General features: G+C 33.6%; 17 protein-coding genes and 1 pseudogene. 4 read left to right on the top strand and 14 right to left on the bottom strand.

Going from position 1 to position 16039, the window contains the following annotated elements; all coding sequences use genetic code 11:
- Window positions 1-131: 131 nt before the first annotated feature.
- The 5 genes and pseudogenes from Q3V31_RS09250 to Q3V31_RS09235 form a co-directional block, all read right to left on the bottom strand.
- Window positions 132-782, bottom strand: a complete 651-nt coding sequence (locus Q3V31_RS09250) for an ABC-2 transporter permease (RefSeq protein ID WP_000677373.1) — start codon at window positions 780-782, stop codon at window positions 132-134.
- A complete protein-coding gene (locus Q3V31_RS09245) occupies window positions 783-1634 on the bottom strand; it encodes an ABC transporter ATP-binding protein (RefSeq protein ID WP_000073171.1) in 852 nt (283 codons plus the stop codon).
- Window positions 1635-1680: 46 nt separating this feature from the next.
- Entirely contained in the window at window positions 1681-2469 is a 789-nt protein-coding gene (locus tag Q3V31_RS09240; RefSeq protein ID WP_000505626.1) for a helix-turn-helix domain-containing protein, read from the bottom strand.
- A gap of 262 nt (window positions 2470-2731) precedes the next feature.
- A pseudogene (locus Q3V31_RS30955) lies at window positions 2732-2900 on the bottom strand (GNAT family N-acetyltransferase); the annotation flags it as partial.
- Between the two features lie 3 nt (window positions 2901-2903).
- The gene (locus Q3V31_RS09235) at window positions 2904-3107 is read right to left on the bottom strand and encodes a hypothetical protein (protein ID WP_000810204.1); all 204 of its coding nucleotides are present in this window, start codon (window positions 3105-3107) and stop codon (window positions 2904-2906) included.
- 152 nt (window positions 3108-3259) lie between these two features.
- On the opposite strand from Q3V31_RS09235, the gene Q3V31_RS09230 reads away from it, so the two are divergent.
- On the top strand, window positions 3260-4072 hold the full coding sequence (locus Q3V31_RS09230) for a GNAT family N-acetyltransferase (protein WP_090813915.1): 813 nt from the start codon (window positions 3260-3262) through the stop codon (window positions 4070-4072).
- A 171-nt stretch (window positions 4073-4243) separates the two neighbouring features.
- Window positions 4244-4447 (top strand): CsbD family protein, encoded by a 204-nt coding sequence (locus tag Q3V31_RS09225; protein ID WP_002033531.1) that lies wholly within the window; start codon window positions 4244-4246, stop codon window positions 4445-4447.
- A gap of 315 nt (window positions 4448-4762) precedes the next feature.
- Here Q3V31_RS09225 and Q3V31_RS09220 read toward each other — a convergent pair whose 3' ends face one another.
- The 4 genes from Q3V31_RS09220 to Q3V31_RS09205 form a co-directional block, all read right to left on the bottom strand.
- Window positions 4763-6241, bottom strand: a complete 1479-nt coding sequence (locus Q3V31_RS09220; protein ID WP_141435215.1) for a DUF4822 domain-containing protein — start codon at window positions 6239-6241, stop codon at window positions 4763-4765.
- A gap of 498 nt (window positions 6242-6739) precedes the next feature.
- Entirely contained in the window at window positions 6740-6991 is a 252-nt protein-coding gene (locus Q3V31_RS09215; RefSeq protein ID WP_002076869.1) for a DUF2164 domain-containing protein, read from the bottom strand.
- A gap of 17 nt (window positions 6992-7008) precedes the next feature.
- Complete coding sequence (locus Q3V31_RS09210; protein ID WP_016096339.1) at window positions 7009-7461, bottom strand: peptidoglycan recognition protein family protein; 453 nt, start codon at window positions 7459-7461, stop codon at window positions 7009-7011.
- Window positions 7462-7476: 15 nt separating this feature from the next.
- Entirely contained in the window at window positions 7477-8280 is an 804-nt protein-coding gene (locus Q3V31_RS09205; protein ID WP_016130077.1) for a protein phosphatase 2C domain-containing protein, read from the bottom strand.
- 143 nt (window positions 8281-8423) lie between these two features.
- On the opposite strand from Q3V31_RS09205, the gene Q3V31_RS09200 reads away from it, so the two are divergent.
- Entirely contained in the window at window positions 8424-9233 is an 810-nt protein-coding gene (locus Q3V31_RS09200) for a YitT family protein (protein WP_000251329.1), read from the top strand.
- 20 nt (window positions 9234-9253) lie between these two features.
- Here Q3V31_RS09200 and Q3V31_RS09195 read toward each other — a convergent pair whose 3' ends face one another.
- A complete protein-coding gene (locus Q3V31_RS09195) occupies window positions 9254-9625 on the bottom strand; it encodes a VOC family protein (protein ID WP_000800764.1) in 372 nt (123 codons plus the stop codon).
- Window positions 9626-9860: 235 nt separating this feature from the next.
- Between Q3V31_RS09195 and Q3V31_RS09190 the strand changes: the two genes are divergently transcribed.
- On the top strand, window positions 9861-11393 hold the full coding sequence (locus Q3V31_RS09190; protein WP_000087681.1) for a BA3702 family sensor histidine kinase: 1533 nt from the start codon (window positions 9861-9863) through the stop codon (window positions 11391-11393).
- A 136-nt stretch (window positions 11394-11529) separates the two neighbouring features.
- Here the strand turns inward: Q3V31_RS09190 and Q3V31_RS09185 are convergent, their stop codons facing one another.
- The 4 genes from Q3V31_RS09185 to putP all read right to left on the bottom strand — a co-directional run bounded on the left by Q3V31_RS09185 (window position 11530) and on the right by putP (window position 15847).
- On the bottom strand, window positions 11530-12324 hold the full coding sequence (locus Q3V31_RS09185; RefSeq protein ID WP_000432922.1) for a phosphotransferase: 795 nt from the start codon (window positions 12322-12324) through the stop codon (window positions 11530-11532).
- Between the two features lie 177 nt (window positions 12325-12501).
- Complete coding sequence (locus Q3V31_RS09180) at window positions 12502-13116, bottom strand: alpha/beta hydrolase (RefSeq protein WP_002094460.1); 615 nt, start codon at window positions 13114-13116, stop codon at window positions 12502-12504.
- 27 nt (window positions 13117-13143) lie between these two features.
- Window positions 13144-14082 (bottom strand): ring-cleaving dioxygenase, encoded by a 939-nt coding sequence (locus Q3V31_RS09175; protein WP_329764824.1) that lies wholly within the window; start codon window positions 14080-14082, stop codon window positions 13144-13146.
- Between the two features lie 286 nt (window positions 14083-14368).
- The gene (gene putP / locus Q3V31_RS09170) at window positions 14369-15847 is read right to left on the bottom strand and encodes a sodium/proline symporter PutP (RefSeq protein WP_139265969.1); all 1479 of its coding nucleotides are present in this window, start codon (window positions 15845-15847) and stop codon (window positions 14369-14371) included.
- Between the last annotated feature and the right edge of the window lie 192 nt (window positions 15848-16039).

Below are 16039 nucleotides of genomic sequence, written 5' to 3'. Positions count from 1 at the left end.
TTTACATCCTCCCTTTAAAGCGTTTTCATTTCGTTCATTATAACAGACTTCTACAAATAATTACGATATTTTTCTGTATTTTCTGAATTATTTCTTTGGAAATAATTCAGAAAATACTAAGAGAAAATATATTAAAATTCCTTCTTACGATATATAAATACCGAAATGAAATAAGAAAAGATATATATGATAACGCCAATTATTGTATATAGAATTGAAACGTATACAGATGAATTTACATTTGATATTGGAAATTGTTCTATTAGATATCCAATTACACTTTGTAATCCAAAATAAGTAACAAGTCCCCCACATGCGCCTCCAATTGTAATAGCATCAGATTTTTCTGCTCCAAAAACATAGAGAAGCGGATAAGCTATTGCTCCGGCATTAAGAATGATGAACGTCCCTAAAGAAACACTCTTAAATATACCATCATCAATTGGTGTATCTGAAACTAAACCATGTACATAAAATATGCCGTACGATAGTAAAGTACCAATAATTACAACTAAAAAATAGAAAAGATAGTGACTTTGTACAATATTATTTCTAGTAACCGGTAAAGTAAGTACATATTTTTCATACCCCGACTTACTCTCATATTTAATAACTTCAAGTGCAGGAATCGCAGCAAATAAGATAATGAACGTAGCAATTAAACGGTACATTGAAGCATTACCAAAATAAAAAACAAATCCCGATCCTAATATCGCTATTCCCATGAACGTAAAGAAAGTTCGATACACTAGATAATAGTTTGTCAATAATAAACCTTTCATTTATTTTTCACTCCTCGTTAATAAAACACTTATTTCCTCTATCGAAATGGTTCTATGAGCAATCCCATTTGGTAATTTATGCACATCTGATACAAGTACATTGAAATAAGAACCATTATTCCTTTTCACCACAACTATATCTTTGTTGATTAAAGTTAGTTGTTCCTCATCAACATCTACAATGGCATAATTGTCCAAAACCTTATCCTTTTCTTCATTCAATAAAACTTCTCCATCTTTTATCACAATAAGGTGACTAGCTATTTTTTCTACATCACTCATAATATGTGAAGAAAGTAATATACCACCATTACTTTTATTCACAAAACTTTTTAATTCCTCTAATACCTCCTCCCTAGATGAAGGATCAAGACCTCCCGTCGCTTCATCTAGGATTAATAATTTTGCATTATGCGACAATGCAACAGCTATAGATAGTTTCATCGACATTCCACGGGAAAATCTACCTACTTTTTCATTAGTAGGTAAAGAGAAAGAATGAACTAATCGGTAAAAATTTTCTCTATCCCAAGATTCAAACATCTTTTCAAAAACCGTATTTAGTTGTTTTATTGTAAGATGAGCTGGGAGATTCATAGCATCAAATACGACTCCAATCTTCTCCTTAATCTTGGCATCTTTATTTATATTTTCTTCACCTAATATTTTTACTGTACCGCTATCTTTAGAAATTAATTCTAATACTGTTTTAAATGTTGTTGATTTACCTGCCCCATTGTCACCAATGAATCCAACAATTGACCCTGATGGCACATTGAATGTAATATTTTTTAAAACAGCTTTGTTTCCAAATGATTTACTTAAATTTCTAATTTCTAGAACGTTTGACATCATTTCACTCCTATCTTAGCTTTTAATAAAAATAGGTTTTCTACTATTAAAAATTATCCACTTTGTCTCTCACTTTCTTTTTTAGTTTAAAAATAATACGATTGCTATATTCCTTATTTTCTACCAAAATTCGATACACCTCTAATACCCCTAACACACGAACAAAAAGATAAACTCCAAGAGCAATAAGTACAACACAATAAGGATAGTACTGCACGAGCTCTCCAGAAGTAATTCGTTTTTTCTCAAATAAAAATGGTATCGCTCCTGCTGCTATGAAACAAAATCCAACGATCACTACTGCAGCATACTTTTTCTTAATAATCGCATATCTTTTTGTCAATTCTTTTAGAAAGTTTTGATCAAATAGTAGTTCTTCCTTTTTCAATACATTGTATCGACTCTCTTCTATCGTTACAGGTACCATCATTGCTCCAATTCCAAGGACAGCAATGATAATGACAAGGAATGTCGACATTGTTGCATTTTCTTTAAATAATAAATACGGTATTGTAGATAAAATGAGCAAACTAAATCCTAACGCAATATATTTAGAAATTTTTTGTCCATACACTATATACCCTTCTGCCATTTCCTGACTTACGTAATAGCCCTCCACATTTTCATTACTTTGCTCAGCAGTTTCTTTTAATAAATAGTCGAGTGATACTTCAAATACATTTCCAATCATTATTAATTTTTCAGTTTCAGGAAATCCTTGACCGTTTTCCCATTTACTAACTGCTTGCCTTGTTGTGTTTAATTTTTCAGCTAACGCTTCTTGAGAAAGGCCCTTTTCCTTTCTTAATTTAAAAAGCTTTTCACCAAATCCCATATGTGTGTCCCCCTTTGTTTTCTTAACTAAATTGTATGTAAGCATTGCCCTTATCTCTATCTTCCTGCGGTTGCACTTTGTCAACTTACGGTTGCGATTGTGTTATATAGCGGTTTTCTATACGATTTAGCTAGTTTTCTTCTGTGATTATCGCGTTAATAAAACACTCTCTCCTAATAACCAATCATAACAATTAAAGGTAATTATTGTTATAAAAAACAAAAAACTCCCTTATTCATTTAAAGGAGCTTTCGATATGAAATATTCCAATAGGGACTAATTTTTCTTCCTCATATTGATTCACAATTTCTTCTATACATTTTTGTATGTCATATAGCGACAGTATATGTTGTCATCTCCTTATATAAGGCATACTCATATATATGTAAAATATTACTCCTATTAACTTCCCTAATAAAAACACTTCTCAATAATCATAACGGCTTCTGCTTAAACTTTTCATAATGTCGTACTTTTAATAAAAGGATATTCCCGCAATCTGTACAAATATAAGCATCTACTGGTGAAGATGTGAACATCGTTTCCTTTTTCCGTATTTGTGCATAACCGATAAACTCACCTTCTCCTATGTTTTGAGAACCGCAATGAGAGCATGTCTGCACGTCTTTCTGTTTCATGAGAGCACCACCTTTAATCTGTTTCCACTCCCTTCGACAGTCCGCTTCCATTTCCCTTCCAAAAAACTTCTTATTCTCTTACATTTCAACAGGAATCTCAGAAGTAAAATCGTATATGTACTATGAACTATATTAATTGACGGAGGAATCTTATGAGTACGATTATGACATTCAATGCAGCACAAGAAATTGAAAACGCAGAAATAGATATGCTCTCTTCTAGATTAGCGCTACTACAAGCAATAAGCGGAAATCCAATGCAAATACAAATGAAAAAATTCGAGAGCGCCACTGCCTTTTCATCAAAAGTAATTCTTGGTCCTGCTTTTAATACAGTAAAAGGCATTACATATACAAATACAGATGCGATAGATGAAATCATCTCTTATTTTGAATCACTACAAATCCCTTGCCGTTTTGAAATTACACCAGCGCAAGGTACAGCTGAACTATTTCAACATTTATCTCAAAAAGGTTTTTATCAATCTAGCTTCCATACCGCTTTATATAGTATACCGAGAGCAGATCCATCCCTTATTCCTTCTAACATTTCAGTACGCCAACTAAAAGAAAATGAATTTGATATTTTTGCAGACATATATGTACGTGGATTTAACATGCCATCCTTTACAAAAGATGGTGTGCACCAAAATAACGAAATTCTCTACAATAAATCCGGCTGGCATTTTTTCATAGCCGAAGTTCAAAACACTCCTGCTAGTATAGGGGTACTTTATATAAATAAAGGTGTTGCCTCTTTAGCTGCATCCGCTACTTTACCGGAATTTCAGCGTAAAGGGTGTCATACTGCATTAATTCAAAAACGAATTGAGACCGCTGTTGAAGCCAATTGTAATTTAATAGTTGGACAAGCAAGATTCGGTAGCGGCAGTCAAAATAATATGGAACGTGCCCATATGAAAATTGCTTATACAAAATCAATATGGACTGCGAAAGACATGTAATTAACATTCTTTCTCCTTCCGTTACAACCTTATACATTTTATGACAATTCCTTTTCTATTCTATTAATCACTTGAATATTCAAATTATATTCGCTACGCTATTACTAGATACATCATTCAACTTGCAATATGAAAAGAGAATTCTAATCAAACTACAAGGAGGAAAAATGTATGACTAAGCATGATCATGGTTTAAAAGAAAAAGTAGAGGGTGCCATTGATAAAGTAAAAGGTGAAGTAAAAGAAGTTGTCGGGAAAGTCACTGACAATAAAAAATTACAAGCTGAAGGAAAATGGGATAAGGTAAAAGGCACTGCTAAAGATACTGTCGGTAATGTAAAAGAGAAAATACATGAATATAAAGAGAACAAATAAAAAAGAGCCACGATGTATGGTTGTGCAAGTAGTAAGTTACTAAATCTGAGAAGATTGTCAGCTACTCAAAGATGAAAATACAACCGAGAAAGTAAGAGAGTTTGTATTTTATATTTACCAATAATCTTATTTTAAAACGACAAATAGATGCCTCAAGCTCAAGGCATCTATTTGTCTATAAACAACTATTTTACTTCTATTGTATAATTACCTAATCCTAATCACTCAGGTTTTTCCTTACTAACATTTTCTAAGATAATGCCTTTGCTACAAAAGATTATTTGCTTTAAGATTAATTTTACATCTTATTTTTATTTACTTTGTGAAATCTGGTTTTAGGTCACCTGTATACGGTTCATGCTCAACAAAGATTTTTATATCTTTTCCATCCGCATCTTTCCCCATTCTTGTATACGTAAATTTATCTTTATTTAACTCTGTAAGTTCAAGAACCGCACCATATTTATTATTTCCTAACGAAACGTGAGCTCTTATTTTATTCCCATGTACAACATCGAAGAAACCATAATCCCCACGACTTACACCTGTATTCACATTGAAAAACTCGTATTTATTTGTATTTTTATCATATTTTGCTAGACTGATTAAGTTAGAGTTGTACTTTGTTACATTATTACCCTGTTCATCTAATACCACTGTTCCGTTCCATAGAGTACTAGATAAGATTTCATCTCCATCAACGTCTGTAACTACTTTCCCGGTCGAACTTTCTAAATTTTTATCAGGTCGCGTGAAAGAAAGCTCTTTTTCTTGATAAGGAACATGTTCAACAAATACTTCTACATCGTTCCCTTTTGCATCTTTCCCCATCCTTTTATATGTAAATTTCTCCTTATCTAATTGCGTTAATTCAACAACTGCCTGATAATTTTGCGTTTCAGAAATTAACACTCTTTTCTTCCCATCATTGGTTATAAAAAAGGTACCACTATCATTACGACTCTCTCCTGTATTTGCATTAAAAAATTCATACCTTGCAGTTTTAGCGTCATATTTTGCAAGCCCGATGAAATTTTGGTTTTCTTTCGTTAAATCATTATGATCTTTGTCATAGACTTTTGTCCCTTTCCAGTTTGTTTCACCAAGTATACTAGCTAGTAGTTGCCCTTTCGTTTGTTGAGTTTGTTTAGTTTCTTGTATTGCATTGTATAAAAATTGTGCGTACTGTTCACGCGTCACATCCATACTTGGAGCGAATTCCCCTCCTCCTACTCCTTTTGCAATATTATTTGTTTGAACAGCACTAATTGCATTTCTTGCCCATGAGTTCGTTGAAACGTCATTAAAAGTGTGATCACTCTTTGCCTTTAAATGAAAAGCATTTGTAAGAACCTGTGCCATTTCTGCACGTGTTAAAGATGCCTTTGGTCTAAAGTTCCCATGCTCGTCACCCGTAAAAACACCCATTTCTGTTAAAGACAAGATTTCCTTTATATAGCTTGTCGAATCTTCGCTTACATCCCCGTATGGGTTCTGATAACTTTTGTTTTCTGCCATATTAAAATAACGATACATTAAAGCTGCAACTTGTTCACGTGTTACGTTATCTCCAAAACCAAATCTTCCATCATCATAGCCGAAAATGATTTTCTCACCTATTAATTGCTGAATCGCCTCATATGCCCAGTGCCCCTTTGGAACATCTTTGAATACACCAGTATGATTTGTTTGTGGTGTAACCTCTTCTGCTTTTACTTCTCCATTTTTTTCACTTAATAGACTTCCACCTAAAACTGCTGATATGATACATGTTTTTAAAATTGTTTTATTCATAGCTTCCCAATACCTTCCTTCATTTAACAATGAATTACACCACTTATCTTCCAAAAGAAGATTCTATATGAGCAATTCATGTTTTAAATTTTAATTACAGCTAATTGTATACAAATTTTCAATTCCCCAACTTTGATACGAAGTATGTTGCTACCTACATCGTTACACTTCCAAAGTTCTTTTTCATAGTATCCATAGCTGTTATATATAGGAATTATAAATAGCAACTATAAATTGCCCATAAATAAATTATTAAAAAAAGATAAAATTAAGATAATATATTTTTAATCTCAATCAAAAAACGTTATTCTTTCTCATCTAGCTTGTTAAGAAAGAATAACGTTTTTTTTAATTCTAGGGTTACTTGTGGCAAAAAAGAAAAGTTTTATTTTATATGTCCAACAACAATTTCACGGCCTTTTCCAAACAAAACATCGAAAAAAAGCCGTGGCATATACTTATTTTATAATTGACGGAAGACGACCAAAATAGCTCTTTTTACTTCCCTTCATTCTTCTCTAACACATACAAATCTTCTTCAATATTTGTTAATTTTTCAGTTACAAGTTTTCTTGCATCTCCAATTGCTTGATTGTATGCAAATGGTCCTACTAACTTTATCATTTCTTCTATTAAACGTTCTGCTTGGAAACGTCCAATTTCATCTAAATCTTCTTCAACGAAAAATTGCTGAATTTGTGCTACAAGCTCTTCTTTTTTATCATTCGGTATTTTTATGTTCATCATCATTCATTACTCCTCTATATTTAAGATAATACTTTTCTTAACTCTACCATAGAAAATCGATTTCCTGGACAAGTTTTTGTAACCCCTTCTAACTCCCTATGGCCGAGTATATTTCCTTTCTCTATGGCAAACTGCTTCATAAACATTTTACATAAAGAATATAATGAATTCATTTGTGCAGTAGTTGGATCATATTTATCAAAATTTCCCGTCATACATATTCCAATTGTGTTACTATTATTATCTTTCGCATGTGCTCCAATATGTAACCCCCGTCCTTCGACTACAGTTCCGTCTTCTTCAATAAAATAATTGTAACCAATCCCACTCCATCCTCTTACCTTTTGATGAAATTCGTGGGTTTTATACACATCCCATCCATCTTCTGACGTATGGTGGATAATCAGTTTATTTACTTTCTCTAAAGGAACTAATTCATCTTGAAATGTTAAATTTACACATTTAATTTCCATTTGAACTTCCTCCCCTTAAAAATCAATTATAATAATTGTTTTATCATCTGGTCTTATTCTATTTTCTCCTTCTAGCCTTTCAATGATTGCTACATATTCTTTTATACTATTCTTTCTTATATATACCACAATTTGTTCTAACGACCACTCCGGATGGAACAATCCGTCCGAACAAATAAAGATCCCACTTACATCAGCTACATGTAATTCCCCATGTTGTAAATAAGTCATTGACTCTTCCATCCCATTTGCAACTGAGTAACCGTTTTGTACATTCGCAAGATAGCGGTTGTATTTTAACTGCTCCCGAACATCTTGAAAAACATGTTCTTCCGGGACTGGTAATCCTTTTTTACGCTCCTCTTCTCTCTTCTTTTTTGCACGTTTACTAATTCCCTTAACTGTATCTTTCGTTAATACTCTTATTGCTCCATCCTGAAGTATTGCAACGATCATACAATCACCTAATTGTGCATATTCAAGTTTATCGCCTTCTATTTGAACTGCTGCAATACATGTACACCACAGATGGTCTTTTTTTCTCGTATCAACCTTGTACTCTAGCATCTTGTTTTGCAATAATTCATTCGCCTTTGCAACTTCACCTTGTAAACTATTGATCTCTCGTAGCGAAGTAAAATGACTTGCAAATAAATGTGAAGCGATGTATGCTCCATTATGCCCTTCTTCATCACCAAACGGAACGAGCGGTGTCGCTCCATCACATACACCGTAAATCATTTTATCTTCATTACAAAAAAATGAATCCTCACACTCTTGTTTTAAAGGACTCTTCTGTTGGTACGTTGTTATCTTCATATCTGTATCCCCTCCCATTTTATCAAACACTCAAACTATTTAGATTAATCTAATTTTCCAAAATAAACTGTTTTCCCCAAAAACTTTCAATTTCATATATAATCTTGAAATAATATGATTATTTAGTGAAGGACGGGAAAGAGATGGTCAGATTTCTTGGTGTTATTTTTGGTTCTATTATTATTGCAATTGCCTTTAATCTTTTCCTTATCCCCCATAAAATATTAAGTAGTGGAATTGGCGGAATTGCTATTATTTTAGGGATTGTAACCCCTGTAAACACAGGTATTATTAACTTTGTATTGAACTTACCTATCCTTATTTTAGGATACATAGGTCTTGGAAAAAAAGTAATTTTTAACACGGTTGTTTCTGTAATTGTATTATCTGTTGCATTATACTATGTTCCAGTAAAAGTCGTAGCAACAGATCCACTTTTATCATCTGTATTTGGCGGTGTCATCGCCGGAGCTGGTATCGGTCTTGTCTTTAACTGCCATGGCTCAACTGGTGGATTTGATATTATCGGTATGTTGTTATCTCGTAAGCGAGATATTAAACTTGGTGGATTCCTTATTGCATTAAATACCGTTGTTGTTGTCATTGCAGGATTTTTCTTCACTTGGGATGTTGCCCTTACAAGCTTACTTTCAATTTATGTAACTGGTAAAGTAATTGATGCCGTTCATACGAAACATCGTAAAGTTACACTTATGATTGTAACAAATCAAGCAGAAGAAATGAAAAAAAAGCTTCTTTCAACTGTAGTACGTGGAATTACGTTACTTGATGGTGAAGGTGCTTATTCAAACGAGAAAAAACGTGTACTTATGACAGTCGTTTCACGTGAAGAACTGGCAAGTATGAAACTAACGATTTCGGAAATTGATCCTCATGCATTCGTTAATATTACGGAGACTGTTGAAGTATTAGGATTGTTTAGAAAAGTGTAAAAAACTAGGTGGATCTCCACCTAGTTTTTATTTTCCATAAATTCAATTCGATTTCCAAACGGATCTGACACGTAAAATCTGATTACATCTGGTCGCACATGATCATCTATTACTTCAATACCTTGCTCTATTAACCCTTGTTTAAATTCATTAATTTTCAAAACATAAAAAGCTGGATGCGCTTTTTTAGCTGGATTAAAATTTTGCTCAACTCCGATATGAATCTCTTGATTTCCACACTTAAACCAACACCCACCACGCTTCTTTAATTCCTCTGGCTTTGGGATTTCCTCCATACCAATTTTATTACCATAAAATTCTCGTGCTTCTTCTTCACATCCTAGTGGCGCCGCTACTTGTACATGATCAATTCCTTGAATATAATTTTTCATATTCCTTCCCCCTCTTCTATTCTAATGTTATAACGAAAATACATTCATGGAACTTAGAAAAAATTAATAAAGTAATATAAGATTCTCTTATTACTACCTTTTTTACCTTCCACTAAAAATAAAAAAGAAAATTTATTATATAATTTCCATTTTTTATAGAAATACATATTGAACCTATATTATAGTTAGTACTAGATTAATCTTTTTTAGATGCTAGTTGTACGGAGGAAATATTATGAGTCGTAAAAAATATTCATCTACCCAAAAAAAGCGTCATCCGAACGTATCTGGACGCTTGCGAAACCATATACAAAATCGTTCTTTAGCAGAAATGTATGCATCTCTTTTTGAACATAATCCTGATAGTATTATTTCATTGAATTTAGAAGGAGTTATTTTACATATTAACCCCGCTGCTGAAAGAATATTAGGTTATACTTCTAGCGAATTAGAGCGAAAAATAATCACTTCTATTTTAGAAGCACATATTTCTGAGCAAGTACTACAATACATAAAAAATACTGCAGCTGACAATCAAAAAGAGTATATCGTCTCTATTTATCATAAAGACGGATATTCACTAGATGTCGTAACAAAATTAGTTCCTATTTTTGTTGAAAACCGTTTAACAGGTGTATACGCCATTATGAAACCCCTTGAAAAATCAGAAAGAATTGAGAAAGTATTACAAGAGAGTGAGAAACGATTACGCACATTAATGAATTCAATGCCTGCGTTTGTTATTTTTAAGGATCATGAAGGGCGCTGGCTTGAAGCAAATGACTATGCGCTTTCTTGTTTCAATTTCCATAACGTTCCTTATCGTGGAAAAAGAGATAATGAACTCATTCAATATAACGAAGCGTACCGCGAATCTTTTTTGCATTGTGAAGAAGTTGATGAACTAACATGGCAAAAAGGACAAATTCTTCACGGAGAGGAATTTATTATACATAGAGATGATTTCGACCTAGTTTTAAGTATTTCAAAAGTTCCGCTCTTCCACCCTGATGGCTCACGCAAAGGTCTTATAGTGATGGGAAGAGACGTTACCGAACTAAAAGAAACTGAAAAGTTATTACGAAAATCCGAAAAGCTTGCAGTAGTAGGACAACTGACAGCTGGAATTGCCCATGAAATTAGAAACCCACTCACTTCATTAAAAGGATTTTTAACATTATTACATCCAGAAATAAATGAGGAAAATAAATGGTATGTGGACGTTATGTTGAGTGAAATTTCACAAATGGAATCTATAACAAGCCAATTTATGGCGATGTCTAAACCACAAGTGTTATCTATTCATACATGCAACGTACAAGCATTAATTGAAGAAGTTGTAACTTTTATTTTACCAACAGCAGTTATGCATAGCGTTCATATCATCATGGATCATTTCGATTATATTTCTGACATTCAATGTGACAGTAATCAATTAAAACAAGTTTTGATTAACATATTAAAAAATGCAATTGAGGCGATGCCTGATGGTGGTAACATATTCATTCAAACAGCTTCGTTAGAAAATGATTTTGTTTCAATACGCATTATGGATGAAGGTTGTGGGATTCCTGAAGAGCGCATGGCTCGTCTTGGCGAACCTTTTTATAGCTTGAAAGAAAAAGGAACTGGCCTTGGCTTAATGATGTGCTATAAAATCATTCAAGAGCATCACGGAAAATTATTCATTTCCAGTGAATTAAACATAGGAACAACTGTCGATATCCAATTACCGATTGCTACAGCTCAGCCTGTAACAAACTCTTAACTATGCTACATTAATATAGTAAAAGACATCTGTTATAAGTAGTCGGGTTATTGTGGAAAACATCTACACTAATACGTTAAAAAGCTCACAGTCCCTATATGACTCTGAGCTTTATTTTTGTATACGATTTATTTTATTAAATCCACTCTTTTCCATGTTTACGAATAAACTGAATATCATTTTCATAATGTTCAAGATGCCCTTCATCTATCATCTTTTGGAAGTTCATATCGCCTTCTAGTGCTTTTCTTTTCATGTATTTACATAATCCTTCTAATCGTAGAAGTACCATCTCCAAATAATCCTCGGCCATGTCATCACTTTTATAGGACTCAAAAAACAATTTAACTCTTTGCTTTATGCGGTCTGCATGCTGTAATGAATTATAATAAACCGCCTCACCTGTTTCCTTATAATAAACTCTACTTAATGGGACACAAGTGTAAAGAGTATAGGCTATGTCCCAAAGTCTTGGTCCAGGACCAGCAACGTCAAAATCAATAATACCTACTGGTTTTTCGTTATTAAAAATAATGTTGTATATTGCAAAATCATTGTGGCATACAACCTCTATATTATTTGGCGTATTATCCATCGGTTTCCAATCATCTGATAAAGGAAAATCACTCACAGCATCATGATAAAGCCGAAGCATCTTCGCTATTTCTTTTAAAACATCATTAGACCACATGTACTCTTTTAAAGGATAATTACCGGCTTTCCCTTCAATAAATGATAATATCTCTCTATCTTTATCATCAATTCCTAAAAACTTTGGTGCATAACTAAAACCTTTGTTTTCCAAATGATTTAATAGCTTATGAATTTTTGTACTACCTTTCTTTAATTCTCGTCGAACAGTATCTTTCGAACGATATACGTTTGAAACATTCCCTCCCGTTAGCATTTCTTCATTTTCGTAGTTTTCCATCTAATAGTTTCCCCCTCATTATTAGAAAAGTCCACGCTCCTGCTCATTAACAAACAGGAACCCCTTTACTTTTCTTTATATTTTAACATAGTTTTCCTATTCTCTTTTAACCCCTTAAATTACAACAAAAAACGGGTATAAAATCTTTATGATTTTATACCCGTTTTAGTCTATCATTTATGCCTGTGAAACCATTTCTTCATACCATTCCGTTGCCTTCTCTACTTCACCAATCGTTAATTGATGTCCTCTATTTTCCCAATGCATTGTTACATTAGCATTTGCATTTTCTAATAGCATCTTCAATTCCTCTGACTCAGAAGGTGAACAAATTGGATCATTTGTTCCAGCAGCAATAAACACTGCTTTTTCTACTAAATTAGGAAGTTCTATCCCCCTTCTTGGGACCATTGGATGATGAAGAATAGCACCTTTTAATGCATTTTCATAATGGAATAATAAACTCGCTGCAATATTTGCTCCATTTGAATACCCAACAGCTACGATATTATCTCTATCAAATTCATATGTTTTTGCTGCTTCATTTAAAAATTCATTTAATTCCTTCGTACGGAAAACAAGATCCTCTTCATCAAAAATACCTTCTTCTAATCGGCGGAAGAAACGAGGCATCCCATTTTCTAATACATTTCCACGAACACTTAATACAGAAGCTTTTGGATCAATTCTTTCTGCAAGCGGTAATAAATCTAATTCATTTCCTCCTGTACCATGAAGCAATAACAATACTGGTTTTGATGTATCTTTTCCTTTTTGAAAAACATGTTTCATCATATTCCTTTTCCCCTTTCAATCACTTTAATCTAGATTTCTCACTTCAAATGGTAAGAGTGTCTGTTCAATTTGTTTTCTATGTTGTTCATATCGGTCCGGTAATTTTAACTCCTCACCCATCGTCTCTAAAGATTCGTCATGGGCAAAACCAGGAGGGTCTGTTGCAATTTCAAATAAGATTTCGCCGTGTTCTCTAAAGTAAATCGCGTTAAAATAATTCCGATCTTGTACAGGGGTTACACCATATCCAAAACGAGACACATGCTCTTTCCAGTCTAGTTGATCAGCATCGTCACTCGCTCTCCAAGCAATATGATGGACTGTACCAACACCCATCTGACCACGCCCGATTGTTGATGACCTCAAGTCGATAATATTTCCAATATCAGCAGAAGAACGGAATCGAATAAATTCATCTTCTTCTCCAATTTTCTCAAGACCCATAACATGCTCTAACAATTCAGCAGTTTTTTGAGGTTGTGCCGATAAAAGAACAGCACCGCCAAATCCTTTAATTGCGACTTCTGGCGTAATTTCCCCAAAAGTCCAATTATTTAATTCGCCATCTTCTCTTTCAACTAATTCTATATGCAAACCATGTGGATCATCAAATTCTATATACTGTTCTCCAAACCGAGTCATTTTTGTATACGGCACGTCGAATTTTTCTAATCTATTTTCCCAAAACTCCATTGCACCTTTTGGTACGACATAAGACGTAATGCCTACTTGACCGTCCCCAATAATACCTTGACGAGCACCTGCCCATGGGAAAAACGTAATAATTGTTCCAGGCTTTCCTCCTGCATTACCAAAATAAAGATGATACGTTCCTGGATCATCAAAATTCACTGTTTGTTTTACTAAACGCAATCCTAATACACCTGCATAAAAATCTACATTTTCTTGTGGGTGACCTACGATTGCTGTAATGTGATGAATTCCCATCGTTTTCTTTTCCACTTTCTCCACCCCTTTTTTATTTCATTACAAAAAACATTTATTCACTAAAATTCATTATTCATTTTGTCCATACTGCAAAGTAAAATCCATCATTATAATTTTATCTTGAATTCGAGATAATTTCCAAAAAAATATTTACTCCATCTGAAATCTTTATTCGGAACACAAATTATCTTGAACTCAATATTTATTATAAGTTACTTACTTTTAGTTGTCAACAAGTTCCTTATTTTCATCTTAAATCAAAAGAGAGTAAATGCTAGTTATCATTTACTCTCTTCGCTAATTATTTCGTTTCCTCTTCCAGCACTGCTTCCATCTCATTAAATTCACGATGAATTGCTTTAACTGGTTCTTTCGTTAATAAACTCACCACAATAACAGCTAATAAGCTACAGAAGAATCCAGGTACCATTTCATACATAGTCGCTTTTAAACTTGGAATTTGTACCCAAGTAATAACAACTACCGCACCTACAATCATCCCTGCAAGAACGCCCCATTTGTTCGTTCTCTTCCAATATAAACTTAATAAAATGGCGGGTCCGAATGCTGAACCAAATCCTGCCCAAGCATATCCAACAAGTGTTAAAATTGTATCACTTGGATGATACGCTAAAACAACTGCAATCATAGCTACTATTAATACTGACAAGCGACCAATAAATACAAGTTCTTTGTCACTTGCGTTACGACGGAAGAATGTTTTATAGAAATCTTCCGTTACTGCACTTGAAATAACAAGTAATTGCGAGGAAATACTACTCATAATCGAAGCCAAAATAGCTGATAATAAAAATCCAGTAATGTACGGATGGAATAAAATATTTGAGAATGTTACAAAGACCATTTCTGGGTCTTGTAATGTCGTATTATTTTTAGCGTAATAAGCAATACCAACTAGACCAGTAAGCATTGCACCTATAATTGAAATCGTCATCCAACCGATACCGATTCTACGAGAAGTTTTTAAATCTTTAATAGAGGTAATTGCCATAAAGCGAACAATAATATGCGGTTGACCAAAATACCCGAGACCCCATGCTAAAAATGAAATAATCCCAAGAATTGTAGTCCCTTTAAACATATCTAAATGCGATGCATCAACTTGCTTAATTGTATTGAATGTTTCTGTTACACCGCCCACATCTGTAAAAGCTACAATTGGAACTAATACAAGTGCAATAAACATAATACAACCTTGCACAAAGTCGGTCCAACTTACTGCTAAAAAGCCACCGAATAGTGTATAAGCAACAACGACACCCACAGTTACAAATAAACCAATTTTATAATCAAGGTTGAAAGAATTTTCAAACAAACGTCCACCTGAAATTAAACCAGCCGACGCATAAAATGTGAAAAATACTAAAATGACGATAGCGGAAACAAAACGAAGTATTTTCGTATGATCTTTAAACCGATTTTCTAAAAAATCCGGAATCGTAATTGAATCATTTGCCACTTCTGTATACGTTCGCAAACGCGGGGCAAGAATTAAATAGTTTGCATAAGCACCTATTAATAAACCTATCGCAATCCATACACTTGATAATCCTGTTGCATACATCGCACCAGGTAATCCCATTAGCATCCAACCACTCATGTCAGAAGCACCCGCTGATAAAGCTGTAACTGCTGGACCGAGTCCCCTTCCGCCTAACATATAATCTGATAAATCGGATGTCTTCTTATAAGACCAATAACCGATATACAACATACCTGCCATATAAATAGCAAGCGAAACCATAATCTCTATCTTCACCAAATCTCTCCCTTAGTTACATAAGCCATTCAAAATTTCGAAAAATGACTTTTTCTATTTTCTTGTTTTCGCTTATGGTTCCCTACCTTAACAAACATTTTTTGTTCTTTCAAGTGAACAAGCCCTTTTCACTATATGTAAAAACCTTTATAAACGCCTTTATCCCAGTGGATTACCCGGTTTTTCAAAGAA

This window comes from Bacillus nitratireducens (assembly GCF_036320425.1).
In the GTDB taxonomy this organism is placed as follows: domain Bacteria; phylum Bacillota; class Bacilli; order Bacillales; family Bacillaceae_G; genus Bacillus_A; species Bacillus_A nitratireducens.
This window is presented reverse-complemented; position numbering and strand designations above follow the sequence as displayed.